Raw genomic sequence first — 19,365 nt, 5'->3', positions numbered from 1 at the left:
AATGTTAGAATAATGTAAATTGGAAATACCAATTGCCAGCTCAGGCGCGCAGCTTTGTTTTCCTGATGTGACTCAAGGGTCCCCCAGATTGCGTTGACCAAATCGCTAACGGAGGCATGGTTGGGCGTAGTCAGGCGTACCTTGGTTTAACCGCATGAGTCTTTGACTGATTACAGGTCGTTGTCAGCGCTATCCTCAATTTTGTTGTTCATGTATGAGTTATTTGTCTCCTGAGTTTGCGCTCGTTTTTTTTCTGTTTCTGGTGCTGTACTGGTCTTTGATGAAATGGCCGCTTGCGCAGAAATTGTCTTTGCTGGCGGCCAGTTACGGCATCTATGCCTCGATAGACTGGCGTTTTGCGGCTGTGCTAGCGGTTTATTCTTCGTTTATCAGTCTGACCAGTCAGCTTGTCAGCTGGCGACCCACACTCAGACGCAGTTTGCCAGCGATCGCGATTACGCTGTCGGTGGCGAACCTGGCCGTATTCAAATACTTTGATTTCTTCCGTGAAGGCATGTTAAGCGTTGCGGCGTTTTTTCACTGGCAATGGGCGATTCCGGCACTTGATATCATTCTGCCGGTCGGGATTTCGTTCTACACTTTTCAATCGATAGCCTATCTGGTTGCGCTCGCACGCGGTGAGCGTGAACCCGCTTCCTGGCTGGATGGCAGCCTGTATCTGGCCTTTTTTCCGACCTTGTTTGCGGGACCGATTTGCAGACCTGCCGGCTTAATAAGTCAAATCGAAGCAAGTGAACAGCGTGAAATTCAGCGCCCGGCGCTGGCGCTTTGTCTGCTGCTAAGTGCAATGATCAAGAAAGTCTGGCTGGCCAGCTGGCTGGCCGATGCCTGGGTCAAACCACTGTTTGCCAATCCGGATGCCTATCAAGGGCTGGAGCTGCTGGTCGGTATGTATGCATTTGCGATACAGATTTATTTTGACTTCAGCGGTTATTCCGATCTGGTGATCGCGCTCGCGTTATTGTTGGGTTATCGTCTGGCAGATAACTTTAACCAGCCTTATCTGGCGACCAGTCTGCGTGAATTCTGGCGCCGCTGGCATATCTCGCTGTCGACCTGGATACGGGATTATGTGTATATCCCCATGGGCGGCAACCGTGGTGGCTGGTGGCTGACCCAGATGACGATTTTCAACGCTATGCTGATCAGCGGTCTGTGGCATGGCGCAAGTCTGAAATACCTGATCTGGGGTGCCTTACATGGTTTGGGTATGGTGCTGCAAAATGGTTTTGAACGCCTGACTGGCAAGCGGGTGCAGGGTCTGGCCGGTGCCGTGTTCAGCTTCCACTTCGTTTGTCTGGCCTGGGTATTTTTCCGTGCTGAGAACTGGCAGGAAGCGCTGCATTATCTGGCCGGACTCACACGTACTGACGGCCCGCTGCAAATGAATGTGATGGCCGGGTTCTTATTGCTGGGCGTATTCTTTGCGGGTGCATTAGGGTATGAGCGCTGGCAAGGACAGGCCGTACGCTGGCTGGAAAAAACGCCTTGGCCCTTGCAAGTGTTGGCGGTGACACTGACCGTCTTACTGATTAATTATCTGGGCCCCTCTGGCGTGCCTGCATTTTTGTATTATTCGTACTAAACAGAATGAATATGTATTTTGGTGATCATCCAGAACGTAAACCGCAGCCAGCGACTGTGCTGCGGGTGCTGAGTTTATTGGGCTCTAGCCTGGTGCTGATCGCCTGGTTGCGTCAGGATGCGCTGGATTTGTACTGGCAGCAGACGCGTCACGCCGAACTGGGTTTGTCGACGGCGATTCCGCATGCCTGGTGGCGTCAGGGGCCAGTACTCAGTGCGCAGCTGGAATCTGCACTGCAAAACCGTTTATCCGGTGCGGCAGAAATACAGCAGCGTATGGTGTTGGCGGCAAATGTGCTGTTGTACGGGAAAGCTGCGCTTTCAGAACAGGATTTTGTGCAAGTCTCCGAGCCAGTGATTAAGAGCTCGGCGCAGGCAGGCCTGTCGCTGAAGGCGCATGCTCAGCAATTAGGTACCCTGAGCACAGTGCAAACAGAAACTGCAGCGCGCCGGAAGGAAAATGACTCGACTGGCGCAGATGCGGCGGTCAGTGCTGCTAACATGAATCCGGAAGCAGCGCCTGCATCTGTATCACATACCGTCTCAGCACAACTTGCACAGGCTGACAGCGGCGATAGTGAAGAGCTGCCCGCTGTGACGCAGTTTGCACGGCTGGCAGACGACGGCCGTATCGTGTTGTCCAAGACGGATCGTGTATTGCTGGTCGGCGACTCGATGATGCAAGGCGTCGCACCGCATCTGGCGCGTGCTTTGCAGAATGTGCAGGTCAAAGCACTGGATGTAAGTAAGCAAAGCACAGGGCTGACGTATCCGAATTATTTTGACTGGCCGGGCCGCATCCGTGAACTGATCCCTAAAGAAAAAATCAGTATTCTGGTGATCTTCATGGGTGCCAACGATACCTGGGATATGGTATTGGGCGGGAAATATGAGCCTTTCGGCAGCGAGACCTGGCGCCGCCTGTACGCAGAGCGGGTGGCAGGTATCCTGAACTTTGCGCACTCTCAGCATGTGAGAGTACTCTGGCTGGGCGCACCGAATATGGGGAAAGACAATATCCAGAAAGGTGTGCCGGTGCTGAATCAATTGTATGCGGGGGCAATGAAAGACGGCACCTCACGCTATCTGTCCACGCGTGAAATTCTGAGCGACAAAGCCGACGAGTATCAGCGCACGATTACCGGCAAAAACGGTGAACAGATTGTGGTCCGTAGTGGCGATGGCGTGCATTTTACGCGTGATGGGCATAAGCTGATCACACAACTGGTGATGCGTCAGTTCGTGTTGCCACAGCCTGCCAACACAGAGCAGGCGCAGAATGACAGCGCGACGCAGAGCCTGAGTCAGGCGCCACGTCCAGTCGTACAGCCAGCCGCGCAAACAGTGAGCAGTCCGGTCTCCAGTCCGCTTGCGCATCCGCGCCGCAAAGAGCGTCGTGTACTCTCGTCGCCAGTCACCACGTCTGTGACGTCCTCCTCTTCTTCCTGAACCACTGATTGAAACTGATGCGTAAATCCACATTAAGCTGTTTAACTGCGCTGTTCCTGTTACTGCCGCAACTAAGTCAGGCGGCAGGGCTGGCGCAGGTTGTGGATTATGGCGATCCTCACATCCATCGTGTCTGGCGCCAGATGGCAGCGCTGGAACGTGGGGAAAGCAAGGATGTGCTCAGGATTATGCAATTTGGTGATTCGCATACCGGTGGCGATTACTTTACGCATGCGTTTCGCGACCGCATGCAGCAACGTTTTGGCAATGCTGGCATAGGCTGGATTACGCCGGGCTACGTCAAAAATCAACGTTCGGCCCAGGTCTTGATGAAAATGGCCGGTAACTGGAAAACCCGTATCGCGCGCGCGAACCCTGAGAATTTCCCGGTAGGCGGCGTCGCCAATTTACCTGATTCTGGTGCCTACATGGAGATACAGCCCAAATTTCCGGTCAATGGCCCGCTGCGCGTCAGCGTCTGGTCGCGCCGCAGCAGTGACGTGACGTCGGGTGGCTGGCGCATTGTCATGCCGGATGGCGAACAGCGCGAACTGGCTGCGCCGTTGTCGCAGGATTGGCAAGTCAGTTACGTGTATGGCGCTGGCAATGAGCAGAACAGTTTTTTTCTGCGCGCCGACGAGACACCGGCAGAGCTGGGCGGCATCGTCATTGATGCGCTGGCACCTGGCGTGACGGTGGATGCACTGGGCGTGGTCGGTGCGATGCAGCGTGTGATCCTGCGCTGGCAACCGGAAGCCCTGCGTGATCAGCTGCGCTGGCGTAAACCCGATTTGCTGATTTTGTCCTACGGGACTAACGAAGCCTTTGATGTTAAGCCTGATTTTGAAGCGTATTACAACGACTTGCAAACCTCGGTACGTAATCTGCGCGCCGCAGCCCCGCAAGCCGCGATATTGCTGATCGGCGCACCCAATTCAGCCAGAAAAACCGGCCCCGGCGAGCAAGTCGGCTGCCGTTACAAAATCCCAGCTGCGCTCAGGAATGTGCAAACCATACAAAAGCAAATCGCGATCGAGGAAAAACTGTTGTATTGGGATTGGGAAAAAGCCATGGGTGGTGCCTGCTCCATACAGCGCTATGCGGCGGCCAATCCACCATTGGCAGGTCAGGATCTGATCCATTTTACTGAAGATGGCTATGAGCGCAGTGGTGCGGATTTCTACGAGTCGTTTATCCAACTGTATCAACGTGGCCGTAAGTCGCGCTAAGACTACACAGCCTGCTCCTGAGACTCAATCGCAGAGCGCCTCCGAAGCAGGCTGATTTATAGGGATTTCACGCAGAGCCGGAAATCCGGATCATCTTCATAAGCCTGTATCCGGAAATCCAGACTACGCATCAGCTTGAGCATGGACGCATTTTTGCTCAGTACCAGACCTTCGATCTGGTTCAGCCCACGGTTACGTGCCACTTCTATGATGGACAGCATCATGCGTGAACCCAGGCCCTGGCCATTGAATTCATCGGCGATCAGCAAAGAAAATTCACAGCTGCTCTTGTCGGGATTGGTCACGTAGCGGGACACGCCGATGATTTTTTCCGTCTCTGCAAAGCCGCCATCGGGCAGGGCGGTACGTTCCGGATAGATTGCCACCAGTGCCATTTCCCTGTCATAGTCGATCAGGGTGAATTTGGCCAGCATGCGCTCGGATAACTCCTTAATCGAAGAAACAAAGCGGAAATAGCGGCTTTCATCGGACAAGCCACGCACCAGGGTTTGCAGCATACCGGCATCATGTGGATGCAAGGGTCGCACGATGTAGCGGCTGCCATCGCGCAGCGGGAATTCCATTTCCGAGTCCGACGGGTAAGGCGAAATCGCCAAATGCTCGTAGTTGCCGGGTTTGAGTGCCACATTGTCGATCACGATACGCGCATCCACCACCACCGCACCATCCTCATCAACGATGACTGGGTTGATATCCATTTCGCGCAATTGCGGCAGGGCGCATACCATTTCCGACACGCGTAACAGGATTTGCTCCAGCGCTTCCCGATCGACTGCGGGCGCACCGCGCCATGCTTGCAAAATACTGGATGATCTGACTCTTTCTATCAGTCTGTGCGCCAGGAATTGATTCAGTGGCGGCAGTTCTATACTGCGGTCAGTCAGCAGTTCTATCAGCACGCCGCCAACGCCAAAGGAAATCACCGGGCCAAATAACTCATCGGTCGACACACCGATAAATAACTCGCGCCCATCTGGTTTGCCCGACATATTCTGTACCGTGACGCCATGAATTTTAGCGTCAGGACGCAAGCGGCTGATGCGTGCCAGCATATCCTGCCAGGTATCGCGTACCGCAGCGGCATTGCCTATATTGAGTGCTACACCCTGTACATCGGATTTATGCGGGATGTCGGGTGAGTCGATTTTAAGTGCGACCGGGTAGCATAACTGATTCGCTACCAGCATGGCCTCAGTCGCAGAGCGTGCCAGTATGGTTTTGGTGACTGGAATATGAAAAGCCGCGAGCAAGGCTTTGGATTCCATTTCGGTCAGAATTTTACGGCGTTCAGCCAGCACACTTTCAATCAGGATGCGCGCCCCTTCTATGTCTGGCTTAGCCAGCTGTGATAAGGGTGAGGGCACCTGGCGCAGCAATTGCTGGTTCTGGTGAAACAGAGAAATATGATGGAAGGCGTCGACTGCGGCTTCAGGCGTGCGGAAGCTTGGTATCGCAGCCCGGTACAGTATCTTGCGTGCATCAGCGACCTGTTCATCGCCCATCCAGCAACTGATCATGGTTTTGCCCACATTCGGCTGCTCATCAGCCAGTGCCTGCGCAATGGTACCGGTATCAATGCCCGGGGTAGGTGACAGGATTACCAACATGCCATCGACTTGCTGGCTATGGGCGCAAGCCTGAATCGCAGCGCGGAAATGACTGGCATCGGCATCCTGGCCCAGATCCAGTATGTCGCGCACACAAGCCAGCGGTGATAAGCGTGTCGTCAGTTGTTCTGCATCGGGGGTGGAGAGCGTGGCGAGTTGCAGACCCAGTTCATTCAGTACATCCGCGGCCAGCACGGCAGGGCCGCCGCCATTTGAGATGATTGCCAGTCGTCGTCCCACCGGCAAATAGCGCGCCGACAGGCATTTGATGGCAGCAAACATCTGTACCATAGAGCGCACTCGCACAGCGCCGGCGCGTTGCAGGGCCGCATCGAAAATGGCATCGCTGCCGACAATCGCGCCTGAATGAGTTAAAGCCGCTTTTGAACCATCCGGCTGACGACCTGCTTTGAGTACGATGACCGGTTTGGCGTTGGCAGCTGCGCGTAGCGAACTCATGAAGCGCCGCGCATGGCGTATGCCTTCCAGATAAACCACAATACTCTGGGTATGCCGGTCTTCGGCCAGGAAGTCCAGCACCTGGGCGATATCCACCACGGTATTTGCACCCAATGACACCACTGCTGAAAAGCCGATGCCGCTTTTTGCTGCCCAGTCCAGGATAGAGCTGGCCAGTGCTCCGGATTGCGACACGACAGCAATGCTGCCCGGCCGTGCCAGTTTGCCCAGCACGCTGGCATTGAGCTGATTTTTAGGTCGCTGGAAACCCATGCAATTCGGGCCCAGTAAATGAATATTGTGCTGACGCGCAATTTGGTACAAATGCGCAGCAAGCTGGCTGTCGACTCCATTGGACACGATCACCGCGGCCCGGCATTGTATGCGTCCTACCACTTCGAGGGCATCAGCTAACTGTGCATTCGGCAGTGCGATCAGTGCCAGATCAGCACGCGATGCTGCAAGATCACCCAATGTACCTGTCATGTTGATGTCCAGATAGCTGACCGGACCCTGAAAGCCGCTTGCCTGCAGATCCGCCACCAATACTTTAGCAAGGCTGTTGCGTTGTTCTGGAACTTGATCAGCCTGCGGTTCTGACGACTCCTGTGGTCCGGCAAAGACCACGATGGATTGCGGAGAAAATAAGGATGACAGGTAGTGTTTGTCCATAATCGTCTTTGTTAAGTGATGTGCCACAACGTCCTAATCCGCACCGATCAAGACCCGTACATGCGCAGCGACACTGCGTCCCAGCGGCGACAATTCATAGCCGCCTTCCAGGCAGGACACAATGCGGCCACGCGCATGCTTATTGGCGACTGCCACGATTTCTTTAGTGACCCAGGCAAAGTCGGCCTCCACCAGGCCCAGATTGCCCATGTCATCTTCGCGATGTGCATCGAATCCGGCTGAGATAAAGATCATCTCCGGTGCAAATGCGTCCAGCGCAGGCAGCCAGTGCGCCGCCACCATTTCGCGGAACAGCTTGCCACCTGAACGCGAAGGCAGGCCAACATTAATCATATTAGTCGCTTTGGGAACTTCACCGCAAAACGGATAAATGTCTTTTTCAAAGCTGGAACACATTAAAACACGCTGATCGCCCGCCAGAATATCTTCGCTGCCATTGCCGTGATGTACATCAAAGTCGAGCAATGCCAACCGGTTGATGCCTTGTGTATCCAGCGCATGCAGAATGGCCACCGCGATATTATTAAAAAAGCAGAATCCGCCAGCCGCTGCGCGTTCCGCATGATGGCCGGGTGGGCGGATATTGCAGAACGCGACCGGCGCTTTGCCGCTCGCAACCAGTTCCGCCGCCATCACCGCGGCTCCTGCGGCTCTTTGCGCAGCCAGGTAAGAGTAAGCATTGATGCGGGTGTCAGGGTCGATTTGTACATAGCCGTCGTCCGGCACATTGGCTCCGGTTTGGGCAAAATTATCCAGATAAGCGTCATCGTGTGCACGCGTCAGCTGTTGTTGGGTGACCAGCGGTGGATCAAACGCATGCATATAATCGAGCAACCCATGGATCAGTAACTGATCGTTGACAGCACCCAGCCGGGCTGGGGATTCCGGATGCTGCTCCCCCATATCGTGCAGGAGACAGTCGTGATGCGTAATGTAGGCGGGTAGCATTGGGTTATCCTTCGCTTTGACGCGTCTATCATAAGCCCATTGGCTGAACCTGGGCTTACAAACCGGCCTCAGCGTTGAGCGACTGTTTCAGCACAGCTTGCTGAGTTCGCACAGCGCAAAGCCCATCTTTTCATGCTGTATGGTGTTCTGAATTTTTCCGATGTTGGGCGCCGCACTCTGATTGCGTTATATGAGGGATACCAATAGGGGTTGACTGAAGCTGTGCAAATGAAGAGGCAGTCTGGCCAGGCATCGGGTATTTTTATCTGGGTACATGGCAAAAATGCTTATCATCTACTATAATCTGTGCCTCGAGTCGGGGCGTAGCGCAGCCTGGTAGCGTACATGCATGGGGTGCATGGGGTCGGAGGTTCGAATCCTCTCGCCCCGACCAATAAAATCAAGGACTTAGGCCAATCAGTAGATTGGCCTTTTTGCTTTCTGGGGATTTGACTCCAATGCTCTTCTTTCCTGGTTTTTACCCCAACGCCAGTGTAGTTTTCCAATATCTCCTTCAAGAGCCTCGAACAAGAATAGGGTAGTGAAGACGAATTCCCGCTTAGGAACTGTTTCTGACTAGCATTCCAATCGCCAGTGAGGTGAGGTGAGAGGAGTCCTGTCGTTTCATCTAAAACGAATGAAATTTACTAAGCTGTCGACGTGTTTGATTTTCAGAGAAGGCTGAGGTTTAGCTTGCAGCTAGGTGGCTACTTATGTGCAGCTGGACGAATAAATTGAGTTCACTTGAGATCCATTTGTAAGATTGGTACTATACCCCCCTATGCTATGATGAGTGAGGCTATATGGGACATACTATCCATGAAAAAACGAAAATGTTGGCTAGGGTGCGAAGAATTCGCGGGCAGATCGAAGGGTTGGAGCGTGCACTGGACTCCGAGAAAAGTTGTGCCGAAATCCTTCATCAAATCGCAGCTGCACGTGGGGCCATTAACGGTTTGATGGCGGAGGTGCTGGAAGGGCATATTCGTACACATATCGCCGACCCGGAAATTTCCAGCGCTGCATTGCGTAATCAAGGGGCAGAGGAACTGATCGCAGTCCTTCGCACATATATTAAATAGGAGTTACTGTGCAAATTGAAAAATGTTCCGATTGGACACATGATCACCGTTTTCACACAAGTAATGAGGCTGCTGAGCAGAGTACTCGGGTCGTCATGTGGATAACGGCTGTCACGATGTTGATTGAGATCGGGGCTGGCTGGTGGTTTAATTCTATGGCCTTGTTAGCGGATGGCTGGCATATGAGTTCTCATGCAGTTGCGATTGGTTTGTCAGCTTTCGCTTACGCGACTGCCAGACGATATGCAAATGACCCCCGTTTTGCTTTTGGTACATGGAAGGTTGAGATTCTTGGCGGTTTTGCCAGCGCGATATTTTTATTAGGTGTTGCTGCCATGATGGTGATTGGATCCGCAGAACGGCTTATTTCTCCGCAGGCTATCCAATATAAAGAAGCGATCATCATTGCTGTTTTAGGATTGATCGTGAATGTTGCTTGTGCATTCATCTTGGGTAAAGCGCATCATCATGATCATGTGCATTTACACGACCATAGTCATGGGCAATCCCATGACGAACACCACCATGATCTGAACCTTAAATCTGCTTACGTGCACGTGATAGCTGATGCTGCGACTTCGGTACTGGCGATTGCTGCACTATTTGGGGGCTGGTTTTTTGGTTGGGCCTGGCTTGACCCGCTGATGGGAATCATGGGCGCTGTACTGGTTGCAGTCTGGGCCAAAGGCCTTATCGTAGATACTGGAAAAGTCTTACTTGACCGCGAGATGGATCATCCTGTGGTCGACGAAATCAGAGATGTTGTCGAAAATCGAGATGACGCCGGCGGCACAAGAGTAACTGACTTGCATGTTTGGCGGGTTGGTGCACAAGTCTATTCGTGTGCAATGACCGTTGTTACGCAAGACCGGTTACTGACGACAAATGAGGTGCGTAAAAGGCTTTCCGTTCACGAAGAGATAGTTCACGCCACCATTGAATTGCACTACACGCAGGCCTAGAGCATGAGAGCAGAGCTTGATTGCTCTTTTTGATTGATGAATCCATCGCGCCAAAGCCGGGAAGTTGCCACATCTGGCGGACAGCTCTGAGACAAAGGAAGAGTAACTTCATGACAGAAATCAGACTTCAGGTAGAGACCAGCGCCACTTCAGCGCCGCATTCTGTTCGCTTTTGGCAGGCATTCACCTTTTGGCTGAAGCTGGGATTGATCAGCTTTGGCGGCCCGGCTGGACAGATTTCGATCATGCATCAGGAGTTGGTGGAAAACCGGCGTTGGATCTCTGAGCGGCGTTTCTTGCATGCGCTCAATTACTGCATGCTTCTCCCTGGTCCAGAAGCCCAACAATTGGCCACCTACATCGGCTGGCTGATGCATGGCACCTGGGGCGGTGTGGTGGCAGGCACTTTGTTCATATTGCCGTCATTGCTGATTTTGATTGCGCTGTCGTGTATCTATTTTGCCTTTGGTGAGACGCAATTGGTCGCGGGCTTATTTTTTGGAATCAAACCGGCAGTCACTGCGATTGTAGTGCAGGCAGCCCACCGTATCGGTACGCGTGCGCTTAAAAATAACTGGTTATGGGGCATCGCTATGGCCTCATTTACTGCTATTTTCGCTGCCAATCTTCCATTTCCGCTGATTGTCCTCTTCGCTGCAATGACAGGCTATATTGGTGGCAGATTCGCACCCCACCATTTCAAAAACGGTGGCGGACATGAGCAAGCCGATAAAAATTATGGTCCGTCGTTGATCGATGATGATACGCCGACACCAGAACACGCGCGGTTTCGTTGGCCCCGCTTGCTTCAAGTTGCTTTAGTGGGAGCTGCACTGTGGCTAGTCCCGATGGGGCTGTTAGTATTCATTTGCGGCTGGAGCCACACTTTGCCCCAGATGGGCTGGTTCTTCACCAAGGCAGCCTTGCTAACTTTTGGCGGCGCCTATGCAGTACTGCCTTACGTATATCAAGGGGCCGTTGCACAATTTGGCTGGTTGACTTCGACGCAGATGATGGATGGCTTGGCGCTTGGAGAAACGACGCCCGGTCCGTTGATCATCGTAGTGGCGTTCGTTGGTTTCGCAGGTGGCTACGTTAAAACCATTTTTGGATCCGATGCATTATTTTTAGGCGGCGTAGTCGCCGCCATTGTCGTTACATGGTTTACCTTCTTGCCGTCTTTCTTATTTATTTTGGCTGGTGGGCCGTTTGTAGAAAGCACTCGCAACGACCTCAACTTTACCGCGCCGTTGACTGCAATTACCGCAGCTGTCGTAGGCGTTATTTTGAATCTAGCCTTATTTTTTGGCTATCATGTACTTTGGCCAAACGGATTCGGTGCGAGTATCGACTGGGCGTCGGGTTTAATCATGCTTGGCGCAGTCATTGCATTGTTCAAATTCAAATGTAATGTGATCCACGTGATTGTTGCTTGTGCAAGCATGGGCTTCATTCTGAAGTTCAGTGTTTTGTGAATTGTAAAATTTATTTATTTAGTTAAATTTTAAGTAGTTAGTTGCGTGTAAGTATGCCATTCTTAGATAAGTTCCATGCGGAAACATAAATTGCGTCAGGATTTTTTTGCATTTATCAAAATTGAACTCGAGGGCAACATACCATGGTACTCAGTTTTAAGAATCGTCTGCTTAGCACGCTCCTTATCAGCAATATTTGTGTCTTAGTGCTTGGAGCTTCCGCATACTTTTTTCTTGGTTCAGTAAGTGATAAGTTGACATCGTTGACGCATGGGATATTGCATCGCCTTGAAATTGCGAGTGCTTTAAAAAGCTCAGCAGATGGACGGGCAATCGCAGTCAGGAACGCAGCCATTCTGGAAGAAAAGAACCAATTAGAGGTAACGTTTAAAGAATTTGATCGATTTCAAGAAAAAATTGAAAAAAACATTCGTGAACTTGAGTCGGCAGCAACATCTGCACAGCTCCCGAAGAATGTCACGGACAGTATCGATCGAATAAAAGTAGTTGAATCGAAATATCGACCTGTTGCCAAAGAAATCATTAGCGATCTTAAAAATGGTCAAAGGGATGACGCGACCCGCAAAATTCGAGAAATTTGTACCCCAACACTCGCCGAGCTGACAGCGGCGATCAACGATTATGAAAGAATCACCGATGAGCGAGTCAATGCATTTATCCTGGATACAACTTCAACGACTAACACACAAAAAATAATCTTACTCTGCACAGCCTTATTTTCACTGGGGATTTCAATAACCCTCGGTGTTTTAATTTGGAAAAATATTCAAAAAACGCTGGGTGCGGAGCCTGAGGTAATCAATGTGCTTTTGAATAAATTGTCACATGGCGACTTAAAGGCTGTGCATGAGTCACAAATAAAGAGTCCAGATAGTATTCTTCATTCGGTTGCCGAAATGCAAAATCGCATGGCTGGCGTTGTCGCGCAGGTGCGACGTGGTGCGGAAAATATTGCGACTTCCAGCTTAGAAATCGCTCAGGGAAATCAAAATCTTTCTTCGCGAACTGAAAGTCAAGCAAGCTCGATAGAGGAAACGGCGGCGTCAATGGAGCAGCTAACTTCACAAGTTAGTAATAATGCGGAAAATGCCCGACAAGCAAACCAGTTAGTTGGCCATGCCTCTAGTGTTGCGGAGCGGGGAGGGCAAGTTGTCGATCGTACTGTATCCACAATGCGGGAAATTAATGACTCTTCAAAAAAGATCGCAGATATTATCAGTGTTATAGACGGAATTGCATTTCAAACGAATATCCTGGCATTGAATGCAGCTGTTGAGGCTGCGCGGGCGGGAGAGCAAGGTCGTGGTTTTGCTGTTGTTGCAACAGAAGTCAGATCGTTGGCTGGACGTAGCGCATCTGCAGCAAAGGAAATAAAAGACTTAATCACGTCCAATATGGAAAGAGTTGAACTTGGGAGCACGCTTGTCAACGAAGCTGGTACAAGAATGGAAGAAATCCTTGCGTCTATTAAGAATGTCAGCACTCTGATTGCAGAAATAAGCACTGCCAGTAAGGAGCAGGCTGCAGGTGTCACACAAGTGGATCATGCGATCACTGACATGGATCAAACGACTCAACAGAACGCAGCGTTGGTTGAGCAAATGGCTGCAGCTACTCTGAGCCTAAGTTCTCAGGCAAAAGAACTCGTGCAAACCGTCGAGGTATTTAATATTGGATCAAATTACGCAAAAGCGACACTAATGATCAAGTGATTTAGTTGTAGTAATTTGTATTAGTTCAGACTTGATCTGACACATCGACTTGAAAAGATGAGAGTTACCGGTTTAGATATGTGTGTCGAATCCTACTAAGTAATTTGTCGTAGTTGCGCCCCGATCTGACAGTCGCCCGGTTTGAAGTGTGGAATTGTCAGATCAAATTCAGTTATTTAGCTCATTCTAACTTCAAGCTTATTGCGTCCATTTTTTGCTACGCTGAGTAATCTCAATCGGGGTGGCGCATCGCGACTTGGCCTACTTGGCAACATTGACCAGCCATCGCCTCACTAAGGCTTCGTCTTGATCGCTTAATTCTGTCTGCAGGCATTGTTCAACCGACTGAACCAGCAACTTGCATCGGGATAAAATCTCTGCACCGTCTGCAGTAATGCGAATTTGCTGAATTCTGCCGTGGACTTTGTGTGGGGTGCGAACGACGAAACCGGCGCGTTCCAGATTGGCTACGATGACACTCATTGTCTGTGGTGTGAGTAGTGATAGCCTGGCCAGTTCCGCACCGGATGCGTTTGGATAAGCTGCCAGCATGGTGAGTATCGAAAATTGAGGAAGTGTCAGACCAGTTTCTCTCAAGGCTTGCTCCATACGGGTTCTGTGTGAGGCATATGCTTGTCGTAACAAGTAGCCAATATGCCCTTTCTCTCCTCGTTTGCCTTCTCCTGCTTCAGGAACCGACGTATGGGTGAAGCTTATTTTTTTCATAATGTAAGAATTCGAATATTATTATCATAGTTCTGATATTATAGCTTTTGCACTGCCTTTGTCAGTAAAAAACAGCAAGCGAAGATCTGTGATAGCAAGACTTATTCTCTAATTTTACGGTCAATTGTCACGCTATTAACATGGTATTAATTTCTGTAAATGTAATTAACTTCAAGGAAAAGCAATGACGATATTAAGCGCTTCAAGCCAGACCATCACTTGGGACACTTTTTCAAATACCGCGCCAGGTGTTGTGCATGCATTAAGCCTGCTTGGGAAAGCGATAGATGATTCAGGTTTAGAGAAGCCATTGATTGAACTCATCAAATTAAGAGCTTCACAACTGAATGGTTGTGCATTTTGCCTTCAATATCACTTAAATCTGGCGCGTAAGATAGGAATAGACGCAGTCAAAACGGATTTGCTTGCAACATGGCGGGACGCGGGGGTGTTCACATCGCGCGAACGGGCTGCGCTGGCGTGGACTGAGGCTCTGACAAATATGACGCAACACCCGGTGTCTGATTCAGTTTATGTTCAGTTGCAAGCTGAATTCACAGCAACGGAAATTACATTTCTGACTTCTGCTGTCGCTGCAATCAATGCCTGGAACCGTATTGCCGGCGCGCTCAAGTTCGCACCACCGTTTGAATGATGGTGTTTGTGCATATGGCATAGTCAAATGAGTCAGCACTCATTATTCGATATACCCTGCAATGCCTATATGCAACATCCTGTGAGCTGCCGTTCATCTGACAGTTCTTTTCAAGTGGTTGCGTCGTAGCAACTGAAGTGGAAAATTTCAGATTGCTCGCGTCAAGACTGACCTACACTGTAGTTGTTCGTAAGCATTATTGACAGGCTAAAGATACAAAATTCAAGCTTTAGGATTGCCACGGAAGCTTTCCATATCGCACCTGTCCCCAGCACCTTAGATTTCTGAAACGGCTTTACAGCGCAGCTTCTACGTCAAACGCATTTGGCAATTTATCTAAAGGATCGCATGATGACTTCAGTTAAACTTCAACTCTGGTCCGGATTGTGTGGCAGTGTATTGGGCTTGCTCAGCTTTTCTGTCAGTAGCGCGTATGCTGAGGAGGCGGATGCAGGATCTAAACTCAAAGTCAGTGGGTTTTTGTCCGTCGTTGGTGGACGTAGCTTTGGCGGTGAGTTACCGGCAAACTATATCGGGCCGGCTACCATCAATGATAAAACCTGCCCCTGCTATGTAGCGGACTGGTCAAATGCGGGTGTCTACAACAACAGTTTTTCTTTGCAGCCTGAATCCCGGGCCGGCGTGCAGGCGACTTATGCCATTAGCAAAGACTTCAATTTGACGGGGCAGGTGGTGGTGCGTGGTACTGATTCCACGCCCAATATTCAATGGGCCTATGCCAGTTATAAACTGAATAAAGAATGGGAAGTTCAGGTAGGGCGTAAGCGCATACCGCTGTATTTTTACTCCGATTTCCAGGACGTGGGCGTGGCCTACCCGTGGGTCAGTCCACCGCCGGAGTTATATGGCTGGGAAGTGACCAATTATAACGGCGCGAGTGTCCGTTACCGGACCAGTGTGGCGGATAACAATGTTGCATTCAGCGTGTTTGGCGGTAAAGAGAAGTCAAAAGACTCGCTCTATGAAAAACTGGTTTACAGCGGTCAGACCGACGTCACCTGGAGCAATATCATTGGTGCAGATGCAGAGCTTGAGCGGGGGCCGCTTACGGTAAGGGCGGTGTATGTTCAGTCCGATGTAAAGGTAATCAATAATTCCATTGCTTTGGACAGTGCTGCCAAACTTAAGGCCTATGGCGTTGCAGTCAATCTTGATTTGGATCAGTGGTTTGTCTTGAGTGAACTGACCCAGCTTTCGAGAGATTTCCAGGATGGCGGATTTAGCGTAACGGCACCTGCATTTACCTTGGGGGCCGGATATCGCATGGGCGCCTGGACGCCGTTTCTGAACTACGCCAGTTATAAAGAAAAATCGTCTGATCTGACGAAATATCAACCCCAGTCCTACAAACGCTTATCCCTGACTCTGCGGTATGACGTCGATGCAAAAAGTGCCGTCAAACTACAACTGGATAAAAATCAGGACGTCACGAATAACTTTGGCGGTAACGTCAACGTGTTCCGCATCTCTTACGATCGACTGTTTTAACAGGCAGACATCACAGGCAACAATCTGCGCCATCAAAGATGGTCATGAAAATGCTTATGGCTTGTCCAACATTTGGTAAAAGGAAATATGATGAAAACACGACTGATGTTTGCATTGTTAGTTGCAATAAATGCGCTACCCGCGTCGGCAGAGATTGTCGTTGTCACGAATCCGGCCAACCAGGCAACACGTATGCTGCCAGAGCAGGTTTCTCAGTTTTTTCTGGGAGGTTCGACAATTTTCACACCGCTGGATCAAAGCAAGGATGCAGCGATACGTAAGGAATTCTATGAAAAGGTCATCAAAAAAACACCTGCTCAGGTAGAGGCGATTTGGGCCAAGGCTTCATTTTCAGGCAAGGGAACCGCACCAAAAGAATTTCCAAATGATGCGGCAGTCAAGAAAGCGGTCGCTGCAGAACCCAGCGCATTGGCCTATATCGACAAGGCGTCGGTAGATTCCACCGTGAAGGTGTTGCTGGTCGTTCCTTAACTGCTGCCCGCAATTTGTCTGGGAGGCGCGTTTCTGTTGGGGCGTTCTATACCGAGCGATAAAAACTCAGGAATGCTTTTTCCCTATTGCTGAATCCGTTTTGGCTTTGTCTCTGCTTTGTTTAGGCTGAGGGTAAGCGTCATCAAATGCCTTGATACGCATCATACCCATCTGTTCGCGTCTTTCATTGAGCTTCTCGGGCTCAAATACGTCACCATATACAGCGGTGCCAGATTTCTCCGGGAAAAACTGCGTGCCATACAACTGGGCCAGCCCCTGATCAAAACGCATGCGATCTACCATCATGACATAGCGCTGGCTGTTTAGTAGTTTGTCCTGATATTGCTGTTCAAAATAGGGGAAATACCTGATGCGCTCATCTTTGCTGCCATACTGAACAATCAGAAAAAGTGCCGTGTTGGCCTTGTAACTCAGTTTTCGCGCATCTGGCCAGCCACAGTCAGCGATGATTTTTTCGAAAATTTCTTTGTTTTGCTGCATTGCGGACTTTAGCAATTTTAGTAAGCGTTCTTTATCTGCCAGATGTTCAGCGCTGGGTGCAAATCTTTGCTCCTGATCTGCCAGATTATATTTTTGGAGCGAACTCTGGTCACGTTCCAAGACCTGTTCCAGTTCTATATTTAAACTCGCGGGCTGGCAAGACTCCTGAGACTTACAGTGCGGGGAGGCCAACAGAAAAAGAAGGGCAGTAGCAATCACGGCTTTCATACCTGGCTTCTCCAGATTGATGTCATTTAATATAGATAAACAGCTATTTTTAACTGATTGTATGCTGAGCGCACCCTAAGTCGCAATCGCTAAGGTAAGTGGAGTAGCTATTTTGATACGCATAGGGAAGTCGCCGCATACTTTGATAGAAAATTAGATTTGAAAATATTCAAAGCAAAATTTGACTAAATTATTTTCATATTCTTGAAAAGCTGTGACAATACGGTGCATAGGTCGCCGTCTAACCTGAAACCCAAAGGTGCAGTGTTGACTGGCGGTAAAATAAACGATCAATCTGAAACTCATATGACAATTAAAATCAGTCAGAACTTCGACGCGGGCGCGATTGAAGTCGTAAAAGCGGAACAAGCGGGCGACATCGAATTAAAGCTGCGCAAAGACTCGCATGCGGATATCTGGCAATGGTTCCATTTCCGTTTGCAAGGTGCGCGTGATCAGGAAACGGTGATGCGTTTTCTGAACGCGGGTGAGGCTACGTATGCCAAGGGCTGGGAAAACTATCGCGCTGTCGCCAGCTACGATCGTGAAAACTGGTTCCGCGTCGATACGGAATTCGATGGCAAAGTCATGACTATTCGCCATACTCCAGAGACTGACAGCGTGTATTACGCTTACTTTGAGCCTTACAGCTGGGAACGTCATTTGTCCTTGTTGGGTGCGGTGGAGCAATCGCCGCTGGCACGCGTGCAGGATCTGGGCAATACCGTCGATGGCCGCGATCTGAACCTGGTAGTCGTTGGAGATCCGTCGGCCAAGAAAAAAGTCTGGGTGATTGCGCGTCAGCATCCGGGTGAAACCATGGCCGAATGGCTGGTTGAAGGCATGCTGAATGCTTTGCTTGATCCTGCCAATCCGATTGCACGTGCAATCTTGGATCAGGCTGTGTTGTATGTAGTGCCGAACATGAATCCGGACGGCGCTTATCGTGGCAATCTGCGTACCAACGCAGCCGGCGCGAATCTGAATCGTGAGTGGATGACACCATCGCTGGAAACAAGCCCGGAAGTCTATCATGTGAAAAACAAGATACAAGAAACTGGTTGCGATCTCTTCCTGGATATTCACGGTGATGAAGCCTTGCCTTATGTATTCGTAGCAGGCAGCGAGATGATAGAAGGCTTTACCGAACAGCAGGCGCATGAGCAACAAGTGTTCGTCGACAGCTTCTGCGCAGCGAGCCCGGATTTCCAGACTAAAATCGGTTACGAGGCATCGAAGTACAATGCAGATATGCTGAAACTGGCATCTAAATACATAGGCCATACCTATAAATGCGTATCGCTGACTCTGGAGCTGCCGTTCAAAGACAATGACAATCTGCCAGATGCAGAAGTAGGCTGGGACGGCGCACGTAGTGCCAAACTGGGCGAAGCGATGTTGCAGCCTATCCTGAAATCTGTCAGCGCTTAACAGGGCGCAGATTGAAGGCGGAAGAGGGCGCTGCGGCGCTCTCTTTTTTATTGTTAAGATTGAGCAAGATAAACAGAACAGGCAGGAAAAAATGGGTGTAGAAATTGAACGTAAGTTTCTGGTGGTGGATGACAGTTGGCGCGCAGGCACGACTGGCAGCCTCTTATGTCAGGGCTATATCAGCACCGATCCTGAGCGCATCGTGCGTGTCAGGATAGAGGGGGGCGCTGCCTGTCTGACCATCAAAAGCAAGTCCACCGGCATCAGTTGCGGCGAATGGGAATATGCGATTCCGCTGCAAGATGCGCGTGCCCTGTTAGACGAGGTATGCCAGCGTCCATTGATAGAAAAGCAGCGTTACCGCATTGCGCGTGATGGTGTAGTCTGGGAAGTTGATGAGTTTTTTGGCGATAATGCGGGTCTGGTGGTCGCAGAAGTAGAACTGAATGCCGAAGATCAGATATTCGTGCGCCCATCCTGGCTGGGAGAAGAGGTCAGTCATGATCGCCGTTATGCGAATGCCAGCCTGATAAAAAATCCGTATAAAAACTGGTGAAACA

General features: G+C 50.4%; 16 protein-coding genes and 1 tRNA gene. 13 read left to right on the top strand and 4 right to left on the bottom strand.

Going from position 1 to position 19,365, the window contains the following annotated elements:
- The first annotated feature begins 214 nt into the window (after positions 1 to 214).
- The 3 genes from H8K47_RS08695 to H8K47_RS08685 are packed head-to-tail and all read left to right on the top strand — an operon-like array spanning position 215 to position 4,283.
- On the top strand, positions 215 to 1,606 hold the full coding sequence (locus tag H8K47_RS08695) for an MBOAT family O-acyltransferase (protein WP_186881011.1): 1,392 nt from the start codon (positions 215 to 217) through the stop codon (positions 1,604 to 1,606).
- A gap of 11 nt (positions 1,607 to 1,617) precedes the next feature.
- On the top strand, positions 1,618 to 3,054 hold the full coding sequence (locus tag H8K47_RS08690) for an SGNH/GDSL hydrolase family protein (RefSeq protein WP_186881010.1): 1,437 nt from the start codon (positions 1,618 to 1,620) through the stop codon (positions 3,052 to 3,054).
- Positions 3,055 to 3,071: 17 nt separating this feature from the next.
- Positions 3,072 to 4,283 carry an SGNH/GDSL hydrolase family protein gene (locus H8K47_RS08685; protein WP_186881009.1) on the top strand — a complete coding sequence of 404 codons (1,212 nt, stop codon included), beginning with the start codon at positions 3,072 to 3,074 and terminating at the stop codon, positions 4,281 to 4,283.
- 56 nt (positions 4,284 to 4,339) lie between these two features.
- Here the strand turns inward: H8K47_RS08685 and H8K47_RS08680 are convergent, their stop codons facing one another.
- Both H8K47_RS08680 and H8K47_RS08675 read right to left on the bottom strand, forming a co-directional pair.
- Positions 4,340 to 7,042, bottom strand: a complete 2,703-nt coding sequence (locus H8K47_RS08680) for a bifunctional acetate--CoA ligase family protein/GNAT family N-acetyltransferase (protein WP_186881008.1) — start codon at positions 7,040 to 7,042, stop codon at positions 4,340 to 4,342.
- Positions 7,043 to 7,075: 33 nt separating this feature from the next.
- The gene (locus tag H8K47_RS08675; RefSeq protein ID WP_186881007.1) at positions 7,076 to 8,011 is read right to left on the bottom strand and encodes a histone deacetylase family protein; all 936 of its coding nucleotides are present in this window, start codon (positions 8,009 to 8,011) and stop codon (positions 7,076 to 7,078) included.
- Positions 8,012 to 8,328: 317 nt separating this feature from the next.
- Between H8K47_RS08675 and H8K47_RS08670 the strand changes: the two genes are divergently transcribed.
- The 5 genes from H8K47_RS08670 to H8K47_RS18620 all read left to right on the top strand — a co-directional run bounded on the left by H8K47_RS08670 (position 8,329) and on the right by H8K47_RS18620 (position 13,263).
- Positions 8,329 to 8,405 (top strand) — tRNA-Pro (locus tag H8K47_RS08670).
- A 409-nt stretch (positions 8,406 to 8,814) separates the two neighbouring features.
- Positions 8,815 to 9,093, top strand: a complete 279-nt coding sequence (locus H8K47_RS08665) for a metal/formaldehyde-sensitive transcriptional repressor (RefSeq protein WP_186881006.1) — start codon at positions 8,815 to 8,817, stop codon at positions 9,091 to 9,093.
- A gap of 8 nt (positions 9,094 to 9,101) precedes the next feature.
- Positions 9,102 to 10,055 (top strand): CDF family Co(II)/Ni(II) efflux transporter DmeF, encoded by a 954-nt coding sequence (dmeF, locus tag H8K47_RS08660; RefSeq protein ID WP_186881005.1) that lies wholly within the window; start codon positions 9,102 to 9,104, stop codon positions 10,053 to 10,055.
- 110 nt (positions 10,056 to 10,165) lie between these two features.
- On the top strand, positions 10,166 to 11,530 hold the full coding sequence (gene chrA / locus H8K47_RS08655; RefSeq protein WP_186881004.1) for a chromate efflux transporter: 1,365 nt from the start codon (positions 10,166 to 10,168) through the stop codon (positions 11,528 to 11,530).
- 143 nt (positions 11,531 to 11,673) lie between these two features.
- On the top strand, positions 11,674 to 13,263 hold the full coding sequence (locus tag H8K47_RS18620) for a methyl-accepting chemotaxis protein (protein WP_186881003.1): 1,590 nt from the start codon (positions 11,674 to 11,676) through the stop codon (positions 13,261 to 13,263).
- A gap of 261 nt (positions 13,264 to 13,524) precedes the next feature.
- Here the strand turns inward: H8K47_RS18620 and H8K47_RS08645 are convergent, their stop codons facing one another.
- Positions 13,525 to 13,989 (bottom strand): MarR family winged helix-turn-helix transcriptional regulator, encoded by a 465-nt coding sequence (locus tag H8K47_RS08645; RefSeq protein WP_186881002.1) that lies wholly within the window; start codon positions 13,987 to 13,989, stop codon positions 13,525 to 13,527.
- Positions 13,990 to 14,173: 184 nt separating this feature from the next.
- On the opposite strand from H8K47_RS08645, the gene H8K47_RS08640 reads away from it, so the two are divergent.
- The 3 genes from H8K47_RS08640 to H8K47_RS08630 all read left to right on the top strand — a co-directional run bounded on the left by H8K47_RS08640 (position 14,174) and on the right by H8K47_RS08630 (position 16,645).
- On the top strand, positions 14,174 to 14,644 hold the full coding sequence (locus H8K47_RS08640) for a carboxymuconolactone decarboxylase family protein (RefSeq protein WP_186881001.1): 471 nt from the start codon (positions 14,174 to 14,176) through the stop codon (positions 14,642 to 14,644).
- 348 nt (positions 14,645 to 14,992) lie between these two features.
- Entirely contained in the window at positions 14,993 to 16,153 is a 1,161-nt protein-coding gene (locus tag H8K47_RS08635; protein ID WP_186881000.1) for a porin family protein, read from the top strand.
- Between the two features lie 87 nt (positions 16,154 to 16,240).
- A complete protein-coding gene (locus H8K47_RS08630; protein WP_329604158.1) occupies positions 16,241 to 16,645 on the top strand; it encodes a hypothetical protein in 405 nt (134 codons plus the stop codon).
- A gap of 66 nt (positions 16,646 to 16,711) precedes the next feature.
- Here H8K47_RS08630 and H8K47_RS08625 read toward each other — a convergent pair whose 3' ends face one another.
- Positions 16,712 to 17,374: a DUF6624 domain-containing protein gene (locus H8K47_RS08625; protein ID WP_186880999.1), complete on the bottom strand. Its 663-nt coding sequence runs from the start codon at positions 17,372 to 17,374 to the stop codon at positions 16,712 to 16,714.
- Between the two features lie 306 nt (positions 17,375 to 17,680).
- Between H8K47_RS08625 and H8K47_RS08620 the strand changes: the two genes are divergently transcribed.
- Positions 17,681 to 18,805: a M14 family metallopeptidase gene (locus H8K47_RS08620; protein ID WP_186880998.1), complete on the top strand. Its 1,125-nt coding sequence runs from the start codon at positions 17,681 to 17,683 to the stop codon at positions 18,803 to 18,805.
- A 91-nt stretch (positions 18,806 to 18,896) separates the two neighbouring features.
- Positions 18,897 to 19,361: a CYTH domain-containing protein gene (locus tag H8K47_RS08615; protein WP_186880997.1), complete on the top strand. Its 465-nt coding sequence runs from the start codon at positions 18,897 to 18,899 to the stop codon at positions 19,359 to 19,361.
- Positions 19,362 to 19,365 lie beyond the last annotated feature (4 nt).

It is taken from the genome of Cognatundibacterium rugosum (assembly GCF_014284365.1).
Taxonomy (GTDB): domain Bacteria; phylum Pseudomonadota; class Gammaproteobacteria; order Burkholderiales; family Burkholderiaceae_D; genus Undibacterium; species Undibacterium rugosum.
The sequence above is the reverse complement of the archived record's forward strand: the minus strand, read 5'-3'. Positions and strand labels throughout refer to the sequence as shown.